Origin of the sequence: Brachybacterium sp. AOP43-C2-M15 (assembly GCF_052446295.1) — a bacterium.
Lineage (GTDB): Bacteria > Actinomycetota > Actinomycetes > Actinomycetales > Dermabacteraceae > Brachybacterium.
This window is the reverse complement of the sequence record NZ_JBQSWB010000006.1, coordinates 130,072-152,206: the sequence shown is the minus strand read 5'-3', so window position 1 is coordinate 152,206 and position 22,135 is coordinate 130,072. Positions and strand designations below refer to the sequence as shown.

General features: G+C 72.7%; 19 protein-coding genes. 12 read left to right on the top strand and 7 right to left on the bottom strand.

Features of this window, described 5'->3' with window-relative positions; all coding sequences use genetic code 11:
• The first annotated feature begins 43 nt into the window (after positions 1-43).
• Positions 44-793 (top strand): GAP family protein, encoded by a 750-nt coding sequence (locus tag ACT3SP_RS08430; RefSeq protein WP_444586824.1) that lies wholly within the window; start codon positions 44-46, stop codon positions 791-793.
• A 31-nt stretch (positions 794-824) separates the two neighbouring features.
• Here ACT3SP_RS08430 and ACT3SP_RS08425 read toward each other — a convergent pair whose 3' ends face one another.
• From ACT3SP_RS08425 to ACT3SP_RS08410, 4 genes are read right to left on the bottom strand one after another with little or no spacing between them, the layout of a single operon-like run.
• Complete coding sequence (locus ACT3SP_RS08425) at positions 825-1,685, bottom strand: class II fructose-bisphosphate aldolase (RefSeq protein ID WP_444586823.1); 861 nt, start codon at positions 1,683-1,685, stop codon at positions 825-827.
• Complete coding sequence (locus ACT3SP_RS08420) at positions 1,676-2,650, bottom strand: 1-phosphofructokinase family hexose kinase (protein ID WP_444586822.1); 975 nt, start codon at positions 2,648-2,650, stop codon at positions 1,676-1,678. The genes ACT3SP_RS08425 and ACT3SP_RS08420 overlap by 10 nt, the downstream gene beginning before the upstream one ends.
• Positions 2,647-3,765 (bottom strand): ROK family protein, encoded by a 1,119-nt coding sequence (locus tag ACT3SP_RS08415; RefSeq protein ID WP_444586821.1) that lies wholly within the window; start codon positions 3,763-3,765, stop codon positions 2,647-2,649. The genes ACT3SP_RS08420 and ACT3SP_RS08415 overlap by 4 nt, the downstream gene beginning before the upstream one ends.
• A 2-nt stretch (positions 3,766-3,767) precedes the next feature.
• Complete coding sequence (locus ACT3SP_RS08410) at positions 3,768-4,703, bottom strand: SIS domain-containing protein (protein WP_444586820.1); 936 nt, start codon at positions 4,701-4,703, stop codon at positions 3,768-3,770.
• A gap of 325 nt (positions 4,704-5,028) precedes the next feature.
• Between ACT3SP_RS08410 and ACT3SP_RS08405 the strand changes: the two genes are divergently transcribed.
• From ACT3SP_RS08405 to ACT3SP_RS08380, 6 genes are all read left to right on the top strand, one after another.
• Positions 5,029-5,889, top strand: coding sequence for a DeoR/GlpR family DNA-binding transcription regulator (locus ACT3SP_RS08405; protein WP_444586819.1), 861 nt, complete (start codon positions 5,029-5,031; stop codon positions 5,887-5,889).
• Positions 5,886-6,923, top strand: a complete 1,038-nt coding sequence (locus ACT3SP_RS08400) for a LacI family DNA-binding transcriptional regulator (protein WP_444586818.1) — start codon at positions 5,886-5,888, stop codon at positions 6,921-6,923. Before ACT3SP_RS08405 ends, ACT3SP_RS08400 begins: the two co-directional genes overlap by 4 nt.
• Positions 6,924-6,928: 5 nt before the next feature.
• Positions 6,929-8,206 (top strand): alpha/beta fold hydrolase, encoded by a 1,278-nt coding sequence (locus tag ACT3SP_RS08395; protein ID WP_444586817.1) that lies wholly within the window; start codon positions 6,929-6,931, stop codon positions 8,204-8,206.
• A 174-nt stretch (positions 8,207-8,380) separates the two neighbouring features.
• Positions 8,381-9,898, top strand: coding sequence for a sugar ABC transporter ATP-binding protein (locus tag ACT3SP_RS08390; RefSeq protein WP_444586816.1), 1,518 nt, complete (start codon positions 8,381-8,383; stop codon positions 9,896-9,898).
• Positions 9,895-10,914, top strand: a complete 1,020-nt coding sequence (locus tag ACT3SP_RS08385; RefSeq protein WP_444586815.1) for an ABC transporter permease — start codon at positions 9,895-9,897, stop codon at positions 10,912-10,914. Before ACT3SP_RS08390 ends, ACT3SP_RS08385 begins: the two co-directional genes overlap by 4 nt.
• A gap of 44 nt (positions 10,915-10,958) precedes the next feature.
• The gene (locus ACT3SP_RS08380; RefSeq protein WP_444586814.1) at positions 10,959-11,924 is read left to right on the top strand and encodes an ABC transporter substrate-binding protein; all 966 of its coding nucleotides are present in this window, start codon (positions 10,959-10,961) and stop codon (positions 11,922-11,924) included.
• A 60-nt stretch (positions 11,925-11,984) separates the two neighbouring features.
• On the opposite strand, the gene ACT3SP_RS08375 is transcribed toward ACT3SP_RS08380, so the two are convergent.
• Entirely contained in the window at positions 11,985-12,950 is a 966-nt protein-coding gene (locus tag ACT3SP_RS08375; RefSeq protein WP_444586813.1) for a ribokinase, read from the bottom strand.
• A 324-nt stretch (positions 12,951-13,274) separates the two neighbouring features.
• Between ACT3SP_RS08375 and ACT3SP_RS08370 the strand changes: the two genes are divergently transcribed.
• Both ACT3SP_RS08370 and ACT3SP_RS08365 read left to right on the top strand, forming a co-directional pair.
• A complete protein-coding gene (locus ACT3SP_RS08370; protein WP_444586812.1) occupies positions 13,275-14,630 on the top strand; it encodes an exo-beta-N-acetylmuramidase NamZ family protein in 1,356 nt (451 codons plus the stop codon).
• A gap of 55 nt (positions 14,631-14,685) precedes the next feature.
• Complete coding sequence (locus ACT3SP_RS08365; protein WP_444586811.1) at positions 14,686-16,482, top strand: glycoside hydrolase family 3 protein; 1,797 nt, start codon at positions 14,686-14,688, stop codon at positions 16,480-16,482.
• Between the two features lie 74 nt (positions 16,483-16,556).
• Here ACT3SP_RS08365 and ACT3SP_RS08360 read toward each other — a convergent pair whose 3' ends face one another.
• Entirely contained in the window at positions 16,557-17,825 is a 1,269-nt protein-coding gene (locus ACT3SP_RS08360; RefSeq protein WP_444586810.1) for an MFS transporter, read from the bottom strand.
• Positions 17,826-17,976: 151 nt separating this feature from the next.
• Between ACT3SP_RS08360 and ACT3SP_RS08355 the strand changes: the two genes are divergently transcribed.
• Positions 17,977-18,549, top strand: coding sequence for a helix-turn-helix domain-containing protein (locus tag ACT3SP_RS08355; RefSeq protein ID WP_444586809.1), 573 nt, complete (start codon positions 17,977-17,979; stop codon positions 18,547-18,549).
• Positions 18,550-18,559: 10 nt separating this feature from the next.
• On the opposite strand, the gene ACT3SP_RS08350 is transcribed toward ACT3SP_RS08355, so the two are convergent.
• Positions 18,560-19,792 (bottom strand): DUF4185 domain-containing protein, encoded by a 1,233-nt coding sequence (locus ACT3SP_RS08350; protein WP_444586808.1) that lies wholly within the window; start codon positions 19,790-19,792, stop codon positions 18,560-18,562.
• Positions 19,793-20,143: 351 nt separating this feature from the next.
• Here ACT3SP_RS08350 and ACT3SP_RS08345 point away from each other — a divergent pair, with 351 nt between their 5' ends.
• Together ACT3SP_RS08345 and ACT3SP_RS08340 are read left to right on the top strand one after the other, a co-directional pair.
• The gene (locus tag ACT3SP_RS08345; protein ID WP_444586807.1) at positions 20,144-21,232 is read left to right on the top strand and encodes an ABC transporter permease; all 1,089 of its coding nucleotides are present in this window, start codon (positions 20,144-20,146) and stop codon (positions 21,230-21,232) included.
• Entirely contained in the window at positions 21,232-22,116 is an 885-nt protein-coding gene (locus tag ACT3SP_RS08340; protein WP_444586806.1) for a carbohydrate ABC transporter permease, read from the top strand. The genes ACT3SP_RS08345 and ACT3SP_RS08340 overlap by 1 nt, the downstream gene beginning before the upstream one ends.
• Positions 22,117-22,135 lie beyond the last annotated feature (19 nt).

The following is a 22,135-nucleotide window of genomic DNA, read 5'->3' as shown; positions in this document are numbered from 1 at the left end:
GGGAGGAGGACGCTGCGGCGCGGCCGACGACAGCATGGGGAGCATGGACGGACTGATGGATGCTGCCGGCCCGCTGGGGCTCGTGCTGCTGGCCCTGGTGGACTCGACCTCGATGGGCACCCTGGTGATCCCGCTGATCCTGCTGGTCGTGGGCGAGGGCGGTGCGCTGCGCGTGGCCGGGCGCACCCTGCTCTATCTGGCCGTGATCGGGGTGTTCTACCTGCTGCTGGGGGTGGGGCTGCTGGCAGGCCTGCTGCCGCTGATCGAGTCCTTCGGGCACCTGCTCGCCTCTCCGCAGGTGATGCTGGTCCTCGCTGTGCTCGGCGTGCTGCTGGTCGTGCTCTCCTTCCGGATGGACCCCAAGGCGGTCGCCAAGCGCGGCGGGGACCCCGAGGCCTCGGCCCGACGCTGGACGGGACGGGCGCGCCGCGCCTCCGGTCGGCCGACGCTGCTGATCGGCCTCGCGCTCGCCGCGGGCGTGATCGAGGCGGCGTCGATGATCCCCTACCTCGCGGCGATGGGGATCCTCGCCGACATGGGGGTGGGCCTGGCCCACGGCACGCTGATCCTGGTGGGCTACTGCCTGGTCATGATCATGCCGGGGGCCGTGCTGTGCGGGGTGCGGGCCGTGCTCGGCGACCGGGGCGACGCCGTCCTGGAACGGGTCCACGACTGGTCGGTGAAGAACGTCAGCAGCGCGTTCTCCTGGGCCGTCGGGATCATCGGCGTGATCGTCGTGCTGAACACGATCGGTCCCGCGCTCGCCTGGCTCTCCGGCGGCGCCGTGTCCTGAGGGGCACGCGGTCCCGGGCCCCCCGGGGGGATCAGGCCCGGCCGGCCCGTGCCCCGGCCGCGTCCCGGAACAGCTCCAGCAGGCGCTGCGCCTCCGCGGCGCCCGTCTCCCGGCCCGCTCGCATCCACCGACGGGTGTCGACCTCGTGGGGGTGCTCCGACAGATGCTCCCGCACCGCGCCGGTGTACATCGCGTTGAGGTGGGTGGAGACGTTGATCTTGGTCATCCCGGCGCGGATCGCGGCCTGCATGTCCTCGTCGGCCACCCCGGAGGAGCCGTGCAGCACCAGCGGCACCGGCACCGCGGCCGCGAGCTCGCGGATGAGGTCCTCGTCGAGGCTCGCATCGCGCGAGGTCATCGCATGGGAGGAGCCGACGGCGACCGCGAGCAGGTCCACCCCGGTCTCGGCGACGAAGCGGGCCGCCTCGGTGGGATCGGTGCGCGCCTCGGGGGAGTGGACGCCGTCCTTCCCGCCCACCTCGCCGAGCTCCGCCTCGACGCTCACGCCGCGAGCGTGCGCGGCGGTGACCACCTCCGCGGTGCGGGCCCGGTTCTCCTCATCGGGACGCCGTGAGCCGTCGTACATGACGGAGGTGAAGCCCAGGTCGAGCGCCTCGTGGACCAGGTCGAGGTCGTCGGCGTGATCGAGGTGGACCACCACGTCGGTCCCCGCCCGACGAGCGATCTCGAGGGTCGCCAGGCCGATCGGCGCGAGCGCCCCGTGGTAGCGGGCCGCGTTCTGGCTGATCTGCAGCACCACGGGGGTGCCGGCCGCGGCGGCGGCGCCGACGAAGGCCTCGGCATTCTCGAGGTGGACGACGTTGAAGGCGGCCAGGCCCTCTCCGCGCTCGCGGGCGCGCTCGGCGACGGGGTGCAGGGTGCTCAGCGGCATGGGATCTCCTCGAGGACGACGGCGGGGGTGAGGCGTGCGGCCAGCTCCGGATCGATCGCGCCGGCGACCGGTCGGGTCACGGCGCTCGCGCTGACGGCGACGGCCTCGCGCAGCACCTCGGGCAGCGCGGCACCGTCCACCAGCAGGCGGGAGGCGATCACGGCGACGGCGGCGTCGCCGGCCCCGGTGGGGTTCCCGCGCAGGGGCTGCTCGAGCCTGGCCCGCCAGGCCCGCATCTCCGGTCGCCTCCCGGGCTCACCCGGCGCGGAGGCGGTGCGCCGCGCGCCGAGCATGCCCTCCTCGCCGAGGGAGCAGACCACGCTCCCGGCGCCGTCCCCGAGCAGCGCGGCGACCGCGGCGAGCGGGGTGTCGGCACCGGTCGCGGCGAGGGCCTCGGCGGCGTTGGGCTTGAGCACCTCGGCTCCGGCGTGCGCGGCCTCCCGCAGGGCCGGGCCGGAGGTGTCCACGAGCACCGGACGGTCGTGCTCGCGGCAGGCGCGCACCAGTGCCGCGAGGTCCGCGGAGTCGAGGCCGGGCGGCAGGGAGCCGCTGATCGTGACGGCCTCCACCAGGGGCTCTCCGGCGGTGAGCAGGGCGGTGAGGTCCGCGCGCAGTGCGTCGCGCTCGTCGGCGGTGAGGTCGGGGCCGGGCTCGTTGAAGCCGGTCGCGCCCTCGGGATCGACCGCGGTGACGGTGCGGCGCGAAGGGCCGATGATCGGGGTCCAGGCCTGCCGGAGGTGCTCGGTGTCCTCCAGCAGGGCACGGATCTCCTCGCCGGTGGTGCCGCCCAGCGGCCCGGCGCAGGCGGTGGGGCGGCCCAGCTGTGCGAGCACACGGGCGACGTTGATGCCCTTGCCGCCGGCGGCCGTGCGGACCCGGCGAACCCGGTGCTCGGCACGGGCCGCGACGGCGTCCACCTCGTAGGTGACGTCGACGGCGGGGTTCGGGGTGAGGGTGAGGATCATGGCCGCGGCCCCTCCCGGGTCGCGCGGATCATGCCCAGCAGGCCCGCGCCCTGGCAGCCCGCCCACATGCCCAGCGAGGAGGGAAGCACCGGGGGAGCGGGCACCACGCCGAGGCGGGAGGCGATCGAGTCGCGCAGGGTGTCCAGCACGATGGTGCCGCCCTCGGCGAGGCCGCCGCCGATGACGATCGGCACGGTGCCCACGCTCGAGATGATCGCGGCGAGCGCCTGGGCGAGTGTGTCCAGTGCGCTGAACAGGATCTTCTCCGCGGCCGGGTCGTGCTCGCGGGCGAGATCCACGACCTGTCGCGCGGCCGGGCGGCCGCCGTCGGTGAGCACCAGGGTCTGGTCCGCGGGCTCGGTCAGCGCGGCGAAGCGGCGACCGATCGCGGAGGCGGAGGCGACCTCCTCGAGGCGCAGGGTCTGCCCGGTGTAGGGCTCCTCCACGCGCACCTGTCCGATCTCGCCGGTGAAGCGGTCCCCGAGCACGCCGCCGTCGCGGATCACGGCCGCGGCGATGCCGGTGCCGATGGGGACGAACATGAGGTCCGCGAGCGCGGGCAGAGCCGGCCGGCGCGCCTCCGGGCCGTGCTCATGAGCGGGGGCGAGGTCGTCGCGGGTGGTGCCCGGCGTCGACGGCGGACTCTGCTCGAACAGGCGCCCGGCACCCCAGGCGGCCTCCGCCAGCCCGCCGGCCCGCACGTCGTGCCCGAGAGCGAGCGGCAGGTCGATCGCCTCGCGCAGCAGGGCACCGAGCGGCAGGTCCTCCCAGCCCAGGTTCACCGCCAGCTCGACCACCTCGCGGGTCTCGTCGAGGATCCCCGGCACCACGATGCCGACGGGCGCCTCGCGCGTGAGACCCGCCCTCTCGGCGAGCGAGGCGGTCTCGGCGGCGATCATCGCCGCCAGCTCGTGCGGATCCGACGGGGTGGGCAGCGAGTAGGGGATGCCGAGGGAGCCGTCCTCGGCGACCAGCCCGATCTTGGTGCGGGTGCCGCCGACGTCCACCCCGATCGCGTGCCGGACCGGCGCGATCGCCCCTGCGGCGCCGCGGGCCCCGGCGCCGTCCGTCCCTGAGGCGTCGGCTCCGGCGCCATCGGTCTCTGCGTCGTCCACGGTCAGGACTCCAGGTGGACCGCGCGCGTGAGGTGGCGCGGGGAGTCGGGGTCCAGGCCCCGCCGCTGTGCACGTCGCACCGACGCCAGGTGCACCGCGACCAGCTGCGCGAGCGGGTCGAGCTCGGAGGCGACCCAGGTGGCGCCGATGGCGGTGACCTGTGCCTCGAGGCCCTCGGGGGCGGCGCCGAGCACCACCACCGCGCGACCGGGCTCGGCGATCGAGATCGGTCCGTGGCGGTACTCCATCGCGAAGTACGCCTCGGTCCAGGACTGCGTCGCCTCGCGCATCTTCAGCGCGGCCTCGTCCGCCAGGCCCTTGGTCCAGCCGGTGCCGAGGAAGGTCAGCTGCTCGTCCTCGACCAGGGCCGCCTCGGGCTCGCGGGAGAGGACGGACTCGGCGTCGGCGACGGCGGCGGCGAGGTCCTCGCCGAGGCTCGCGCGCAGCAGCACCAGAGCGGTGGTCGCGAAACGGGTCTGGACCACGGAGGTCTCGTCGGCGAAGTCGAGCACGACCTCGCCGTCCGCGTGCTCGGCGGCCGGTCCCTCTCCCACGGCGGTGATCAGCACCGACGGGGTGGGGGTGGTGCGCAGCAGATCGATGATCTCGGTGGTGGTGCCGGAGCGGGACAGGGCGAGGACGCGGTCGTACTCGCGGGCGGGGGAGACCTCGGTGGCGGTCACCGCATCGGTCACGCCCTGGCCGGCCGCCTCGCGCAGCGCCGCGTAGGCCATCGCCATGAACCAGGAGGTCCCGCAGCCCACCACGAGCACCCGCTCGCCGGGGCGGGGGAGGCGGTCCGCGACCGCGGGCAGCAGCTCGAGGGCGGCGCGCCAGGTGTCGGGCTGGCTGCGCAGTTCGGTCTCGGTGGCCGTGGCGGGCGCGGTGGAGGTGCCGGTGGCGGCGGCTGTGGCGGGGGCAGTGTCCGAGTGGGTCATGGATCCTCCAGAGGCAGGGGCGAGCGCACCATGAAGTGCAATACTCTGAGTGTACGCATCGCGAACAATCAAAAGCAATCATTCGAGTCCGGTGCTCGGCGGGCGGACGCCGAGCAGGCGGCGAGCAGACAGTGCGCAGGCAGGGAGTAGGCGGCGAGCACGCCGTGTGCCGACTGCGAGCAGCTGGCGAGCCGACCGCGAGCGGACACGGAGCCGACAGCGAGCGGACAGCGCGAGTCCGGGCAGAGACCGGCCGGTAGACTCCGAGCCGACGAACCCGGGCGCGGGCAGTGCCGCGCGAAGCAGCTCGAGGGAGGGCAGCACGATGGCGCGCTCCGTGGGCGACTCCGCCCGTCCCGCCCCGGTGGTGCGCGGCAGGCGACGACGCCTCGATCTCGAGCTCGACCTCCTCCTCGAGGAGGGACATCTCGGCGTCGACGACCTCGTCGCCCGCCTCGGGATCTCCGCGGCCACCGCCCGCCGCGACCTGGACGATCTCGCCGCGCAGCAGCTGGTGATCCGCACCCACGGCGGCGCCTCCGCGAATCCCGACGCGAGCTCCCTGCCCATGCGCTACCGGGCCGCCCGCAACGCCGGCGCCAAGGAGGCCATCGCGCGCCGCGCCGTCGGCCTCGCCGAGCCGGGCTCCGTGATCGGCATGAACGGCGGCACCACCACCACCGCGCTCGCCCACGAGCTCGCCGCCCACGAGGACTTCCGCGCGGCGTCCCGCCCCACGGTGCTGGTCACCAACGCGATCAACATCGCCCAGGAGCTCGCGGTGCGTCGCCACCTCCAGCTCGTGGTCACCGGCGGGGTGGTGCGGGAATCGAGCTTCGAGCTGGTGGGCACCTGGGCGGAGCAGCTGCTCGCCCAGATCCGCATCGACACGCTCTTCCTCGGGGTCGACGGGATCACCGCGCAGGACGGCGCCCTCACCCACGACGAGTCGGAGGCCGCCATCACCGCCCGTCTGATCGAGCGCTCCGCACGGGTGGTCGTGGTCGCCGACTCCGCGAAGGTGGGGGCGGGCGCCTTCGCCCGCATCGCCCCCGCCGCACAGCTCCACGACCTCGTCACCGACGACGCCGCCGACCCGTCGGTCCTCGACGCCCTGCGCGCCGCCGGTGTGGACGTGCACCTGGCCGCTCCCCGCCCCGCCCCTCAGGAGACCCCGCAGAGATGACCCGAGATCCCGCCGTCGCCGGCACCGTGACCTTGGCCGACGTCGCCCGCGCCGCCGGCGTGTCGGTGGCGACCGCCTCCTTCGTGCTCTCCGGCCGCGGCGGCTCCCGCTCTGCGGGATCGGCGGCCACGAAGGCGAAGGTGCGTGAAGCCGCCGCAGAGCTCGGCTACGTCCCCAACCGCCATGCCCAGGCCATGCGCACCGGGCGCGGCGGCGGCATCGTGCTCACCCTGGGCACCCTCGACGACCCCTGGGCGGTGCAGCTGACCTCGCAGGTGCGCGACGACGCGCTCGCCCACGACCTCTCGACACTGGTGCTCGCCGACGAGCGCTGGTTCGAGTACCTGGTGGGCGCCTCCGCCGACGGGGCGTTCGTGACCAGCATCGATTTCGTCGACGGCGGGGTCGAGCGGATGCGGCGCCTGGCCGCGGCGACCCAGACCGGTCTGGTCGCGTTCAGCGCGGTGATGGAGCCGGAGAGCTTCGACGTCGTCTCCTCCACCCCCGTCCTCGCGATCCACCGCGCCTACGCCCGGCTGCGCGAGCGCCACGACAGGGTGCAGATGCTCGCCCCCGACCTCGGGCACCGCGCCGGCGGCACCTTCGCCAACGCCCGCGCCCGCGCCTTCCTCGACGCGGCGCGCGAGACCGGGGACGGGCCCGCCGAGCAGCTCGTGCACGTGGTCCCCGGCGGCAGCCACGACACCTACCTCGCCGCGGTCGAGTGGCTCTCGGGGCCGGACCGCCCCGAGGCCGTGGTCTGCCACACCGGCTACCAGGCGGTGGCGCTGCGACTGGCCGCGGCCCGCGTCGGGATCTCGGTCCCCGAGGACCTCGAGTTCATCTCCATCGGCGACGTCCCCGCCAACTCCGAGTTCTTCGGCCCCATCAGCTACTACGGCGTCGACGACGTCTTCGCGCGACTCTCGAGCATCATCATCGGCCGGGCCACGGACCGTGAGGACCGCCCCGGCGTGCTCCACTCCTTCGACTGGGAGTTCTTCCCCGGCACCACCACCCGCGACCACGAATGAGCGAGATGACCACCACCTGGACCCTGCCCGGCCTGCAGCTGCGGGACATCACCCTGCCCGTCCCGCTCGACCACGCCGACCCCGCCGGTGCGCAGATCGAGCTCTTCGCCCGAGTGGTCACGGCCGACGGCGGCGAGGACCGCCCGTACCTGGTCTACCTGCAGGGCGGGCCCGGCTCCGAGGCCCCGCGGCCGCTCGCGGCCGACTCTCCCGGCTGGCTCGCCCGCGCCCTGCGCGACCACCGTGTGGTCATGCTCGACCAGCGCGGCACCGGCCGCTCCACCCCCGTCGGCCCCGACTCCGCACTGCCCGACGGCGTCGGCGCGGCGACCCTGCGCGCGGCGAGCCCCGCTCAGCAGGCGGAGTACCTCACGCACTTCCGGGCGGACGCGATCGTGCGCGACGCCGAGCTGCTGCGCGAGCACCTCGAGGTCCGGACGTGGACGCTGCTGGGACAGTCCTTCGGCGGCTTCACCGCCCTGCGCTACCTCAGCGCCTCCGCCGGGAGCGTCGAGACGGCCCTGTTCACCGGCGGGCTGCCGAGCGTCGGCCCGGACATGGACGCCGTCTACCGCAGCACCTGGGACGGCATGATCGAGCGCAGCGAGCGCTACTGGGCGCGCTTCCCGGGTGACCGTGACCGCTTCCGCGCGCTCGCCGACGCCGCCGCGGCGGGGCGTCTGCGCCTGCCGGACGGGCAGCGGGTCGGGGTCGAGCGGCTGCGCCGGCTCGGACATCTGCTCGGCGCCTCCCAGGGCGCCGAGCGGCTCCATCACCTCCTGGACCTCGACCCGTCGGCGCCCGCCCTCGCCCACGACCTCGCCGCCGCCCTGCCCTTCGGCGGCCGCAACCCGCTCTACGCCGTGATCCACGAGAGCTGCTGGGCCGACGGCGCGGCCACCCGCTGGGCGGCCGACCGCACCATGCCGACCGCCGTACGCGAGGACCCCACGCTGCTGGGCGGAGAGCACGTGCACCGCGACCTCTTCGCCGAGGACCCGGAGCTGGGCGTGTGGGCCGAGGCCGCGGACCTCCTGGCCGAGCACCGGTGGCCGCGTCTGTACGACGAGGAGGCGCTGCGCCGCTGCGAGGTGCCCGGCGCAGCGGCCGTCTACTTCGGGGACGCCTACGTGCCGCACGAGCACTCGCTGGCCACCGCCGCGCTGGTGCCCGGCCTGCGCACCTGGGTCACCTCCGAGTACGAGCACAACGGCCTGCGCGCGAGCGGCGAGGACGTCCTGGACCACCTGCTCGACCTCGCCGCCGGCCGCCGCGCCGCCTGAGCTCCCGCCGGCCGAGGCCGCGCCGCGTCCTGCGCGGCCGGCACCCATTGGCGAGTAATCGATTCCTTGCTACGTTGGGGCACGCGTCACACCCGTCGGCACCCGGGCAGCACAGGGTTCGGGACCTCCTGCCGGAGCGGGGTCGACATCCTCCTCCGATGAAGCGGGGCCGCAGTGGAACAACCTCTGATCGAAGTGCACGGGATCAGCAAGAGATTCCCGGGCGTCACGGCGCTCCAGGGCGTGGAGTTCCATCTCCACGCCGGTGAGGTCCTCGTGCTCGTCGGCGAGAACGGCGCAGGGAAGTCCACGCTCATGAAGATCCTCTCCGGCATCTACCAGCGGGACGAGGGCACCATCTCGATCGACGGCCGCGAGGTGGAGATCGCCGGGCCCACCGCAGCGCGGGAGCTGGGCATCAGCATCATCCACCAGGAGATGACCCTGATGCCGGACCTCACCGTCGCGCAGAACATCTTCCTCGGGCGGGAGCCGCGCCGTGGCCCGATGCTCGACGAGAGGGCGCTGAACCGGAGGGCCGCAGAGCTGCTGAGCAGCCTCGGGATCCAGCTGGATCCCCGCACCAGGGTCTCCACCCTCACCGTCGCGGCCCAGCAGATGGTCGAGATCGCCAAGGCTCTCTCCGTCGACGCGAGGGTGCTGATCATGGATGAGCCCACCAGCGCGCTCACCGACACCGAGGTCGAGACACTGTTCGGTCTGATCGACTCGCTGCGCGACACGGGCACCGGCATCATCTACATCTCCCACCGCATGGAGGAGCTCAAGCGCCTCGCGGACAGGGTCACGGTGCTCCGCGACGGCGAGCACATCGGCAGCCTCGAGCGCGAGCAGATCGATGTCCCCACCATCATCGAGATGATGGTGGGGCGCTCGATCGACACCGGCTCCGGGCCCGAGCCCTTCGACGCGACGGACCGCGAGGTGGTGCTGCGCGTGCAGGGGCTGAGCACCCGAGCGCTCCTCCGGGACGTCGGGTTCGAGCTCCACCGCGGGGAGATCCTCGGCGTCGCCGGGCTGATGGGCGCCGGCCGCACCGAGACCGCCCGAGCGATCATCGGCGCCGACCGCTCCATCTCCGGCACCCTCGAGGTGCACGGCCGTCCGGTGCGGATCCGACATCCCGCCGACGCCGTCCGCCACGGCATCGGCTATCTCTCCGAGGACCGCAAAGGGCTCGGTCTGATGCTCGAGCAGTCCGTCACCGCGAACACCATCGCGGCCTCCCTCTCCCGCTTCGCGGGAGTGCTGGGCGTGATGAACGACCGTCGGGCGCGACGCGTCGCCCGCCGGCAGGTCGAGGAGCTGCGCACCAGGACCCCGAGCGTGGAGCAGCCGGTCAAGCTGCTCTCGGGAGGCAACCAGCAGAAGGTCGTCCTCGCGAAGTGGCTGGTGCGCGACTGCGACGTGCTCATCGTCGACGAGCCCACCCGAGGCATCGACGTCGGCGCGAAGGAGGAGATCTACCGCCTCCTCCAGCAGCTCGCGGCGGCGGGCAAGTCGATCATCGTCATCTCGAGCGAGCTGCCCGAGGTGCTCCGCCTGTCCCACCGCATCGTGGTGATGGCCAACGGACGCGTCGCCGGGGAGCTCGGCGGCGACGAGGCCACCCAGACCTCGATCATGGACCTCGCCACGCGCTTCGACGCCGCAGAAGGAGCCGCAGCATGAGCACCGGCCACCGCTCCGGCGCCGCCCCGGCGGCGCCGACGCCTCCCGCGACGCCGACCGCGGCCGCGACCCCCGCCTGGCGGACCTGGCTGCAGCAGGGACTCGCCTTCGGCACCCTGATCGTCCTCGTGCTGTTCTTCTGGGCCGCGAGCCCACGCTTCCTGACCTGGTCGAACATCTCGGGCATCCTGCTGGCGACCGCGGTCATCGGCATCCTCGCCCTGGGCACCACCTTCATCATCACCACCGCCGGCATCGACCTGTCCGTGGGGACGGGGATGACCCTCTGCTCGGTGATGACCGGGATCTTCGCCGTGGACATGGGGCTGCCGATGGTCGTGGCGGTGATCCTGGGCATCCTCTCGGGAGGGGTGATGGGCCTCGTCAACGGCCTCAACGTCGCCGTGCTGGGCCTGCCGCCGTTCATCGCGACGCTCGCGATGATGATGGTGGCCCAGGGACTCGCGCTGGTGATCTCCGGCGTCTCCCCGATCTACTTCCACGAGGTGCCCGGGTTCCAGTCGATCGCCCTCGGCACGCTGATCCCGGGCCTGCCCAACGCCGTGCTCATCATGTTCGTGGTCGCCGCCCTGGCCTGGTTCCTGCTGTCCAAGACCATCCTGGGCCGTATCACGGTGGCGATCGGCTCCAACGAGGAGGCCGCTCGGCTCTCCGGCATCGACACCCGACGGTGGAAGCTCATCATCTACGTCGTGGGCGGGCTGTTCACGGGCGTCGCCGGCGTGGTGATGGCCGCCCGCCTGGGCTCCGCGCAGCCCCAGCTGGGCGTCGGCTACGAGCTGCAGGCGATCGCCGCGGTGATCATCGGCGGCACCTCGCTGATGGGCGGGCGCGGCTCGATCGTCGGCACCCTCATCGGTGCCCTCATCATGAGCGTGCTGATCAACGGCCTGCGGATCCTGTCGATCCAGACCGAGTGGCAGAACGTCGTCCTCGGCGTGGTGATCGCCCTGGCCGTCTTCTTCGACACCCTGCGCAACAAGCGGGCGTCCTGACCACCCACCACGTGCCGCACCCGGCACCGAGGAACGGAGCAACGATGGAGTTCACCCGACGCACCGGCATGGCGGCACTGGCCGCCGCACCCCTGCTGGTGACCATGACCGCCTGCAATCGCGGAGGCGGTGAGGGCGAGGGCCTCGACATCGCCCTGGTCTCCAAGGGTTTCCAGCACCAGTTCTGGCAGGCCGTGCAGCAGGGGGCCGAGGAGGCGGCCGAGGAGAACGGCGTCTCGATCACCTTCGACGGCCCCGCCGCGGAGACCGAGGTCGACTCGCAGCTGCAGATGCTGCAGGCCGCTGTCGACCGCGGCCCCGACGCGATCTGCTTCGCGGCGCTGGACCCCGAGGCCTGCATCCCGCTGTACCAGAGCGCGGAGAGCGCCGAGATCCCGGTGGTCGAGTTCGACGCGGGCTGCAACAGCGACTACCCGCAGAACCTCGCCGCGACCGACAATAAGGCCGCCGGGGCACTGGCCGCCGAGCACCTCGCCGAGGCGATCGGCGGCGAGGGCGAGGTGGGGATCGTCGGCCACAGCCAGATCAACTCCACCGGGGTGGACCGCAGGGACGGCTTCGTCGAACACCTCGAGGAGAACAATCCCGACATCGAGATCGTGGACATCCAGTACGGCGACGGCGATCACCTGAAATCCGCCGACATCGCCAAGGCGATGATCGGGGCGCACGACCTCGTAGGCCTCTACGGGACCAATGAGGGGTCGGCGATCGGCATCGTCAACGCCGTCCAGGAGCTCGGGCTGAGCGGGGACGACATCAAGATCGTGGGCTTCGACTCCGGCTCCGCCCAGCAGGAGGCGATCCGGGACGGTGTCATGCTCGGCGCCGTCACCCAGGACCCCATCGCGATCGGACGCCTGACCGTGGAGGCCGCGGTCGCAGTGGTCAACGGCGAGGAGGTCGAGGAGTTCACCGACACCGGCTCCTACTGGTTCGACGCGGAGAACATCGACGACGGGGAGATCCAGCAGATGATCTACGAGTGAGGCGCGCGCTCTGCGGGGGAGGTGCGGTGGCGTCCCGGTCGGCCGATGTGCCGCTCGACGTCACACCGTGCCGTCCGTCCTCCCCGCCAGGTGCTCGTCGACCTCCGCGGCGCGGGGGATGCTGGGGGAGGCCCCGCGCCGGGTGACCGCCAGCGCGCCGGCGGCCCCGGCGCGCTCGATCGCCGCGGAGAGCTCGGCTCCGGCGGCGAGGGACGCGGCCAGGTAGCCGGCGAAGGCGTCCCCGGCGGCGGTGGTGTCCACGGGCGTGACCCGATGCGCAGGGATGGTGCGGGCCCCGTCCTCCCCGACCAGCACGCTGCCGGCGCCCGCGAGGGTGATCAGGGCGTGCGTGACGCCGCGCTCGACGAACCACTCCCCGGCCCGCACGGCCGTCCCGGGGGAGTCCACCTCGATCCCGGTGAGCAGCGAGGCCTCGGTCTCGTTGGGGGTGACCACGTCCACCAGCGGCCAGAGGGACTCCTCGAGCTCCTGGGCCGGGGCCGGATCGAGGACCACGCTCAGCCCTCGTGCGTGAGCACCCCGGATGGCGTGCATGGTCAGCTCGACGGGGATCTCGAGCTGGGTGAGCAGCACCCGGCTGGAGGGGGCGAACTCCTCCAGCGCGTCGTCGATCTGCTCCGTCGAGAGCGCGGCGTTCGCGAGCGGCACCATGACGATGTCGTTCTCGCCCGAGGCGTCCACGCGGATGTGGGCCACGCCCGTCTGCCCCTCGACGGCGCGCAGACGGGTGATGTCCACGCCCGCGTCGGCGAGGCCCTCGCGCACGATCGGCGCGAAGAGGTCGTCGCCCACGCAGCCGACGAAGCGGATCGGCGCACCGGCGCGGCCCGCGGCGACCGCCTGATTGGCCCCCTTGCCGCCGAGGACCAGCGTGAAGGCATCCCCGAGGAAGGTCTCACCGGGGCGCGGCAGGCGCGAGGAGAAGGTCGTGACGTCGACGGTGGCCGAGCCGACGACCAGCACGCCCGCGTCGTCCTGTGCCAGGTCCGGGTCCTGTGGGTCCATGGGGCGCTCCGTTCGGGGGTGTCGTCGACACGCTGTCCGGCCGGTGACGACACTAGCCGCCCCGGCGCGCCCGGGGCGAGCACATCGACGATCGACCGCACCCTCCGCCGCCTCCCGCCGCTCCCCGCCGCTCCCCGCCGCTTCCCGCCGCTCGCAGGTCGTCGGACGGACCTCGCGGTAGCCCGCGCGCCGCGCGGCACCACGTGCGACGACATCGAGTGCGGTTGTGACCAGGGACACAGCCGGGTAGCGTTCTGGACCGCGCCCTCTGCCGGAGCGCCGTTCCGGTGCGCGCACGATCCGACGACGATGACGGAGGTCCCCGTGAACCGCACGCCCAGCCGCCCGACGGAGCATTCGGACGCCGAGGGGGCGCGGCCCGCGCGGCGCCGCGTCCTCGCCGGCCTGGGGGCGCTCCCCGCGGGCGCGGTCCTGGCCACTGCCGGCACCGCGCAGGCGGCACCCGCCGAGAAGGGCAGGGGCCCGAGCGGGGGCGGCGAGTTCCGTCTCGGCGTCGAGCGCCTGGTGGAGCCCGGGGCCCTCGAGACCCTGCGGGACCAGCGCGTCGGCCTGATCACGAACCCCACGGGCACCGACCGCGAGCTGCGCTCGACCATCGATCTCCTGGTCGCGGCGCAGGAGGAGGGCGGCTTCACGATGAGCGCCCTGTTCGGACCCGAGCACGGGGTGCGCGGCGCGGAGCCGGCCGGCGGCGCCGTCGAGGACTACATCGACGAGAAGACCGGCCTGCCGGTGCGCTCGCTGTACGGGGAGACGCAGAAGCCAACTCCGGAGATGCTCGAGGACGTCGACGTGCTGATCTTCGACATCCAGGACATCGGCGCCCGCTTCTACACCTACATCTGGACCCTCTACTACGCGATGGAGTCCGCGGGGGAGAACGACAAGCGCTTCATCGTGCTGGACCGCCCGAACCCGCTGGGCACCGACGTCGAGGGCTTCCTGCTCGACCCGGAGCTGTCCACCTTCGTGGGCCTGCGCGAGATCCCGCAGACCCACGGCCTCACCGTCGGCGAGCTCGCGCTGCTGTTCAACGGCGAGTTCCTCGACGGTGCCGTCACCCTCGAGGTGATCGAGATGAGCGGCTACGACCCCGAGGACCCCTCGGCCCACGACCTCCCCTGGGTGCTGCCCTCCCCGAACATCCCCACCCCGGAGACGGCCGCGGTCTACGCCGGCACCGGGCTGCTCGAGTCGCTGAACGTCTCCGAGGGGCGCGGCACCACGACCCCCTTCCTCTGGTTCGGGGCCCCGTTCATCACCGAGGCGCAGGTCGACACGATCATCGCGGACCTGCAGGACGCCGAGCTGCCCGGCGTGCTGTTCCGGCCCATGTTCGCCACCCCCACCACCTCCAAGCACGAGGGCGAGTTCTGCGGCGGCGTGCAGCTGCACGTCACCGACGCCGACGCCTACGAGCCGGTGCGCACGGGCGTCCACGTGGTCTCCGCGCTGCTGCGCAACGTCGAGGAGGTCGACTGGCGCGAGGGGGAGGACTGCCGCACGGAGGACGACGTCTGCTGGATCGACAGCCTCTCGGGCACCAAGCGCACCCGGCAGATGCTCGAGGAGGGTGCGAGCGCGGAGGCGATCGTCACCGCCTGGCGCCGCGAGGCCCGACGCTTCGAGCTCATCACCCAGCGCTACCGCCGCTACTGAGCGGCCCCGACCGCGTCGACCTCCCCGACCGCCCTCCATCGAGCAGGAGCACCCCATGAATCCCGTCCCTCCGCGTCCTCTCCCGTCGCGCCCCCTCCGCCCGCGGCTCAGCCGCCGCGGCTTCACCGCCGCGGCGCTCGCCGGCGCCGGTGCTGCCGTCGCGCTGCCCGCCGCGGCCCAGGCGGCCCCGCGTGCGGCCGGTCGGCACGACGCCCGCGCCGAGGAGATCCTCGCCGGCATGAGCCTCGACCAGAAGATCGGCCAGCTGTTCGTGGCCGTCGGCTACGGCGCCACCGCCGACGGTCCCCACCCCGAGAACACCAGCACCACCGGTGTCGACACCATCGAGGAGATCGTCCGCACCCACCACGTGGGCGGCCTGATCTACTTCGTGTGGAGCGAGAACCTCGAGGACGTCGAGCAGATCGCGACCCTCAGCAACGACGCCCAGGACGCCGCCCTCGACTCCGGTGGGATCCCGCTGATCATCAGCGCCGACGAGGAGCGCGGCGTGGTCTACCGGCTGCCCGAGCCCGCGACCCCGCTGCCCGGCCAGATGGCGCTCGGCGCCGCCGGGTCGCGCGCCCACGCCCGCCGGGCCGGCGAGATCGTCGGCGCCGAGATGCGCGCCGCCGGGCTCCACCAGGCCTTCTCCCCGGTGGCGGACGTGAACGTCGAGGCGCAGAACCCCGTGATCGGGGTCCGCTCCCTCGGCGCCGACCCGCAGGCGGTCGCCCGGCTCACCGCCGCTCAGGTCAAGGGCCTGCAGGGGGCGAACTGCTCGGCCGCGGCCAAGCACTTCCCCGGTCACGGGGACACCTCGGTGGACTCCCACATCGGGCTGCCGGTCATCGACCACACCCGCGACGAGATCGACGAGCTCGACCTGCCGCCGTTCGTCGCCGCGATCGAGGAGGACATCGACTCGATCATGACCGCGCACATCATGGTCCCCGCGCTCGACGACTCCGGCGTGCCCGCGACCCTCTCGCACCCGATCCTCACCGGACTGCTGCGCGAGGAGCTCGGCTACGACGGCGTGATCGTCACCGACTCCCTCGCGATGGAGGGCGTGCGCACGCTGTTCAGCGACGACCGGGTCCCGGTCGAGGCGATCCTCGCCGGCGCCGACCAGATGCTGATGCCGCCGGACCTCACCGTCGCCCTCGGCGGGGTCCGCGACGCGGTGGCCGACGGCGAGATCACCGAGGAGCGCCTGGACGAGTCGGTGCGCCGCCTCCTGATCCAGAAGCTGCGCCGCGGCCTCTTCGACGACGTCCACGTGGACGCCGCCGCCGCGGCGGGGAAGATCGGCACCGGGCGCTCCCTCGGGGCCGCTCAGCGCATGGCCGAGGACTCGATCACCCTCATCACGGACGACGGCGGCGCACTGCCCCTCGCGGACGGTGCGACCGTGCTGGTCACCGGCGCCGGAAGCGCCGCGAAGCTCGAGGTGGCGGTCGACGCCCTCACCGAGCTGGGGCACGCCGCGACCGCCCTCGCCGAGGCCTCAGCGGAGGAGGCCGCCGAGGCGGCCGCAGCGGTGGACGCGGTGCTGGTGCTCACCTCGTCCTCCGGGTTCGCCACGCCTGAGGGACAGGTGGCGATGGTCGAGGCGCTCGCCGCGACCGGCACCCCGGTGGTGCACGCCTCCCTGCGCAATCCCTACGACGTGGTGCACGTGGGCGGGGTCGCGGCCTCCCTGGCCGCCTACGGCGATTCCGACGCCTCGCTGCGGGCGATCGCCGGCGTGCTCGCGGGCGAGGTCACGGCCCGCGGGACCCTGCCGGTCGCGATCCCCGAGTCCGACGGCACCGGCGAGGCCTTCCCGATCGGGCACGGGCTGGGCTGAGCCCCGCCGCGGCGCTCCCGTCGCGGCTCAGCTCAGGCGTCCTGCCTCAGCCGTTCTGCCTCAGCCGTTCTGTCTCAGCCGCGCTGCGCGGTCGCCGCGGCGGAGGTCCTGAGGTTCTCGGTCGCCCGCTGCTCGGCCGCCTCCCGCGCGAGGCGGCGCCGGCGGGCGTTGACCCAGGCGACGGTGAAGACCAGGCCCGTCAGCACCAGCACGGTGCTCATCACGGAGATCACCACCGTGAACGTGGCCTGCAGCGAGGCCAGGGAGAGCAGCGCGCTCGAGGTGATGATGCCCAGCGCGTTCGCGGTGCGCAGCTGGGCGAACACCTCGGCGCGGTGCTCGGGGGCCACCAGGCGGTCCAGCACGAGCGAGTAGTAGGTGGCCAGCGGTGCCAGCACGGCTCCGACCAGCAGGGCGCCGAGGACGGTCGCGGTGATCGAGTCCCCGAAGCCCACCGCGGCGACACCGAGGGCGGTCACGGCGAGCCAGGCGAGCACGGTGCGTCGGCGCGGCACCCGGTTGCGCACGCTCACCCAGATCCCGCCGAGGATCGAGGTGACGCAGATGGCGACGGGGAACAGCACGCCCCAGGCGGCCGGCATCCCGAAGGAGACCGCCATCGACACGGCACCGATCTCGATCGCGGCGATCGAGGCGGAGCTCGCCGCGCCGCACACCAGCCACAGCAGGATCGACGGGCTGAGGCGCAGGTGGCTGCGGCGCCGCTCGGGACCGGGCGCCGTGGCCGAGGCGATGCGCGGCAGCAGCAGCATCGGGCCCATCCCCAGCAGCACCATCGCCCACACCGCGGCCTGGGGGGAGATGCTGCCGAGCGCCGCGGCGAGCACCGGGGAGGCGACGAAGGCGACCTCGTTCAGGGTCGCCGCGACGCCGAGGGCGCGCGGCAGGCGACCGGAGGGCACCAAGTGGTTCAGCACGGCGCGCAGCGTCCCGTAGGCGGCGCCGTTGACGAGACCGGCGAGGGCGGCACCTGCCACCACCAGGCCGAAGGGCGCATGGATCCCCGCGAGCACGGCGATCCCGATCAGGGCCAGGGTGCGCAGCCCGATCAGGGTGCGCAGGAACGGGATGGGGGAGAAGCGCCGACCCAGACGGGTGATCGGCACGGCGCCGAGCACCTGGGCGATCGTCATCGCGAGCATCATCGCCGCACCGCTCGCGGCGTCGCCGGTCAGCGGCAGCGCGATGAGCGAGAAGGCGATGGGTGCGGCCGCCTGCGGGACCGTGAACGTTCCGTAGGAGGCGAACCAGCGCAGGAGGGCCCCGTCGTGCCTGCGCGCAGGGGCGTGCTGGACGGGGGCGGGAACGGTGCGTCCGGCCATGGGAGGACCTCCTTCGATGCGCAGGATGGGCAGGGGCCATCGCCCCACTGCGCAACATAGTGCGCAATTCAGGAGGTGCGCAATATAGTTCCCGTCACCCTCGCTAGGCTTCGGGAGCAGGGCACGGCGGACGAGCTCGAGGAGGCCCGGGATGAACGGTGGGATGCGCCCTGCGGTGGTCGAGCATCTCGGCGACCGCATCCGCGCCGCGCGCCAGGAGCTGGACCTCAGCGTCGGTGCCCTCGCCGAGCGCAGCGACGTCTCCCGCCGCATGCTCACGCAGATCGAGCTGGGGCAGGCCAACCCCTCGGTCGCGATCCTCGACCGCATCGCCGCCGGCCTGGGCACCACCTTCGCCGCCCTCATGGGGATGGGGGCGGGGGCCCCGCCCGACGGCGTCGAGATCTGGTCGACGGACGGCGGCAGCTGGGCGGTGCTGCTGGACGCGATCGACGACGGAGGCGTCTCGGTCGAGACCTGGAAGTGGAAGCTCGTGGGCGAGGACGTCTACACGGGCGATCCCGGCGGGGCGGTCGGCGGCATCATGCTCCACGTCATCGAGGGATCGCTCGAAGCGGGTGTCGGCGAGGCGAGGTGCGTGATCGAGGCCGGGGGATCGGGGCGCTCGCCCGCCGGGGACGTCCACCGCTACCGCGCCCGGGACGGCCAGTGCGCCGTCTTCCTCTCCGTGGCGGTGCTGCCGCACTCCCGGAACGCCCGCTGAGCGGGCGGGTTCAGCCCAGGCCCGCCGCGGTGCCCAGCCCCTGCACCCGGTACTGCTGCACGTGGTACGGCCAGCCCTCGCCGGTGTTCCACTGCGAGCACAGCAGGTGCATGTCCTCGAGCGTGGAGCCGGGCAGGACGTAGGGTCCGTAGAGCTGGGCGACCCGTTCGTCGTCCTCCTGGCCCCAGGTGCAGCCCCACAGCAGGGTCTCGGTGAAGCGAGGCTCCTGGATCTCGGTGGGAGAGTCCGCGATCAGCACGTCCGCACGGTACAGCCCGGCGTTGAACCAGGTCAGCACCCATCTGTCCTCCACGATGCGCAGACACATCTCGCCCACCTCGCCCCCGAGCACGGGGGTCGGGTCGTTGCCCCAGGCCCACTCCTGGTCCTCGCCCTCCCCGGTCGCGCCCCAGGTCTCGTAGGCCTCGGGGTCCAGCACCGAGTCCTGGGGGACCCGCTGCAGGATCGCCTCCTTGTCGCGCTGGAAACCGGTGGTCAGCAGGTACACATGGCCGTCGGTGGGATGCAGCGCCCACGTGCACTGCTGGGAGAAGCCGTCGAGGTGGTCGCCGGGGAACATCTCCGCCGTCCGCTCCCAGGTCTCGCCGGAGTCCTCGGAGGTCCAGATCTCGGTGGAGCCGACGTTGCCGAAGCCGTGGTTGACCATCACCCACACGTACATGGTGTCGCCGACGGTGAGGACGTCCCCGGGCAGGATCGTCGAGACCGGGTCGCTGTCGTGCTCGTACTCGACCAGTCCCTCGGCGGTCTCGCCGCCCACGGCGCTCGTCCAGGACAGCCCGGTGTCCAGCCTGCGGCGGGGATCGGCGTACAGGCCGACGGGGGAGCGCCACCAGCCGCCGCCCACGGCGGCCTCCTCGAAGGTGTCCCCGAAGATCACCAGGATCCGCCCGTCGGGCGTGAGCGCCGGAGCGCCCAGGTCGGTGGCCTCCATCCGGAAGCGCGTGGTGATCCCCGGACCGGTCACCGTCTTCAGCCGGGTGATCCGAGGGCGGCGGTAGTCGGGATTCGGGTCCACTCCACGACCGCCGCGGCGGTCACCGCCTTCGGTCGGGGCCGCCAGCGCGGAGGGGCCGGAGGCGAGCGCCGTCCCGACGGCGCCTGCGCCCAGGGCGAGCGCGCCGCCGCGCAGGAATCCCGAACGGGAGACCTCCTCCTCTCCCGGCGGCGGGTCGCCGGCGGTGGCGTCGGAGGTGGGGGCGGCAGGTCTCGTCGGACGCATCGGAGTCTCCCTCGGCATCGGGTCCCGGGCATGTGGTCCCGGCGTGCGACCGCAGCATGTGGTGCGGGTCACGGAACGGAACCTCAGGCTACGGCCTGACGCCGCTGTGGGCAATCGTTTACTGATGGTCGACGGCAGACGGGCTCGACGTGCCGGACGCCGGGCCTCCCCTCGCGGATCCCTGTTCCGGAGCGATGAGGCTGGTCAGCCGCAGGTTGCGGGGGCCCGGTCCCGAGTGCGGCGCCGCTCGGGGCGCAGCGAGATTCTCGACAGGGGTTTACCGGCGCCCGCTCCTCGCCTACGGTGACGCCAGGGCGAGAAAACGATTTTCGACGCGATGGAGTGCCGACCGTGACCGATCCGAGCAAGCCGGGCCCTCCGGCGGACGGAGCCGCCCCCACCGAGGCACCCGCCGCCCGCGCCGTCGTCGGCCAGGACCCGACGGTGCAGCCGGGCGGACCGGCGGGCCCGGGCGCCGCGGATCCGTCGCCGCCGCTCGCTCCCACGGCCGACGGGACGAGCGCCCCGGCCCCGTTCCTGCGTCGCCTGGCCACGGCGATCCGCCATCACCCCTGGATGTACGCCTTCATCGCGCCGGGTCTGGCCTTCTTCGTCCTGTTCCACTACGTGCCGCTGCTGGGCAACGTGATCGCCTTCCAGGACTACTCCCCGTACCTCGGCGTCACCGGTTCGCGCTGGGTCGGGCTGCAGAACTTCACCGCGATCCTGCGCGATCCGGAGATCCTGGGCGCGATCACCAACACGCTGATCATCTCCTTCCTCCAGCTGGCCTTCGCCTTCCCGGCCCCGATCGCGCTCGCGATCTTCCTCAACTCCCTGCTGTCCGAGCGGGTCAAGCGCTGGATCCAGACCGTCGTCTACCTCCCGCACTTCCTCAGCTGGGTGATCGTCATCGCGCTGTGGCAACAGGTCCTCGGCGGTGCCGGCTCCCTGGCCCACGGGCTCTCCCTGCTGGGAGTGGAGAACGTGAACCTCATGAGCGATCCGTCGTTCTTCAAGGTCCTGGTGGTCCTCCAGGTGATCTGGAAGGACGTCGGCTGGGGAACGATCATCTTCTTCGCCGCCATCTCCACCATCTCCGCCGAGCTCTACGAGTCCGCGGCCGTGGACGGCGCCGGGGCCTGGCGGCGCATCTGGCACGTCACCCTCCCGGGCCTGCTGCCGGTGACCGTGATGCTGCTGATCCTGCAGCTGGGCAACGTGCTGACCGTCGGCTTCGAGCAGCTTCTGCTCCAGCAGCCCGCGGTGGGCGCCGGCGCCGCTCAGGTCATCGACACCTTCGTCTACTTCCGCGGCATAGCCGGCGGGGACTGGGGAGTCTCCACCGCGGTGGGCCTGGTCAAAGGCGTGGTCGGGACCGTGCTCGTGCTCGGGGCGAACAGAGTGGCCAAACGACTGGGAACGGACGGTCTCTTCTGATGGCAGCCTCACGCGCCCCCTGGATGGAGAAGCCCGGACCGCTCACCCGAGCGGCGAAGGTGCTCGCGATCGCGATCATCGTGATGCTGATGCTCTACCCCTTCGCCTACGTGATCTTCGCATCGCTGACCCCGCCCGGCGAGACCCTGCGACTGGGTCTGATCCCCACCGACTGGACCCTGGACGCCTATCGCTCCGTGCTCTCGGGGCGCATCATCCCCCGCGCCCTGATGGTCTCGATCGGCATCACCGCAGTGGGCACCGTGCTCTCGGTCGCCTTCACCACCATGCTCGCCTTCGGCCTCACCCGCACCAAGGACATCCCCGGCTCCAAGGGCGTGCTCTACGTGGTGCTGTTCACGATGCTGTTCGGCGCCGGCCTGATCCCCAACTTCCTCCTGGTCAAGGAGCTGGGGCTGCTGAACTCCTACTGGTCCCTGCTCCTGCCGGGGCTGATCAGCGCCTTCAACATGCTGGTCGTGCGGAACTTCTTCATGCAGATCCCGGCCGAGCTCACCGACTCCGCGCGGATCGACGGCGCGAGCGACAGGCAGGTGTTCGTGCGGATCATGCTGCCGCTGTCCAAGGCCGTGATCGCGGTGATCGCCCTGTTCTACGCGGTGGGCTACTGGAACGCCTTCTTCAACGCCCTGATCTACATCCAGGACACCTCGAAATGGCCGATCCAGCTGGTGCTGAACACCTACGCCGTCCAGGGCTCGCCGATCAGCCAGATCGAGAACCCCAACGCCGCCGGCTCGATGACCCCGCAGGCCATCCAGATGGCGATCGTGGTGCTGGCCACGGTGCCGATCCTGTGCGTCTACCCCTTCGCCCAGCGATTCTTCACCAAGGGGGTGCTCACCGGAGCCATCAAGGGCTGAGCACCGTCCACCCCGCCCC

Bases quoted from the DNA above. Each gene is read 5' to 3' on its own strand.
- ACT3SP_RS08430 (WP_444586824.1), top strand. From the start codon at position 44: ATGGACGGACTGATGGATGCTGCCGGCCCGCTGGGGCTCGTGCTGCTG.
- ACT3SP_RS08425 (WP_444586823.1), bottom strand. From the start codon at position 1,685: ATGCCGCTGAGCACCCTGCACCCCGTCGCCGAGCGCGCCCGCGAGCGC.
- ACT3SP_RS08420 (WP_444586822.1), bottom strand. From the start codon at position 2,650: ATGATCCTCACCCTCACCCCGAACCCCGCCGTCGACGTCACCTACGAG.
- ACT3SP_RS08410 (WP_444586820.1), bottom strand. From the start codon at position 4,703: ATGACCCACTCGGACACTGCCCCCGCCACAGCCGCCGCCACCGGCACC.
- ACT3SP_RS08405 (WP_444586819.1), top strand. From the start codon at position 5,029: ATGGCGCGCTCCGTGGGCGACTCCGCCCGTCCCGCCCCGGTGGTGCGC.
- ACT3SP_RS08400 (WP_444586818.1), top strand. From the start codon at position 5,886: ATGACCCGAGATCCCGCCGTCGCCGGCACCGTGACCTTGGCCGACGTC.
- ACT3SP_RS08395 (WP_444586817.1), top strand. From the start codon at position 6,929: ATGACCACCACCTGGACCCTGCCCGGCCTGCAGCTGCGGGACATCACC.
- ACT3SP_RS08385 (WP_444586815.1), top strand. From the start codon at position 9,895: ATGAGCACCGGCCACCGCTCCGGCGCCGCCCCGGCGGCGCCGACGCCT.
- ACT3SP_RS08380 (WP_444586814.1), top strand. From the start codon at position 10,959: ATGGAGTTCACCCGACGCACCGGCATGGCGGCACTGGCCGCCGCACCC.
- ACT3SP_RS08375 (WP_444586813.1), bottom strand. From the start codon at position 12,950: ATGGACCCACAGGACCCGGACCTGGCACAGGACGACGCGGGCGTGCTG.
- ACT3SP_RS08365 (WP_444586811.1), top strand. From the start codon at position 14,686: ATGAATCCCGTCCCTCCGCGTCCTCTCCCGTCGCGCCCCCTCCGCCCG.
- ACT3SP_RS08360 (WP_444586810.1), bottom strand. From the start codon at position 17,825: ATGGCCGGACGCACCGTTCCCGCCCCCGTCCAGCACGCCCCTGCGCGC.
- ACT3SP_RS08355 (WP_444586809.1), top strand. From the start codon at position 17,977: ATGAACGGTGGGATGCGCCCTGCGGTGGTCGAGCATCTCGGCGACCGC.
- ACT3SP_RS08350 (WP_444586808.1), bottom strand. From the start codon at position 19,792: ATGCGTCCGACGAGACCTGCCGCCCCCACCTCCGACGCCACCGCCGGC.
- ACT3SP_RS08340 (WP_444586806.1), top strand. From the start codon at position 21,232: ATGGCAGCCTCACGCGCCCCCTGGATGGAGAAGCCCGGACCGCTCACC.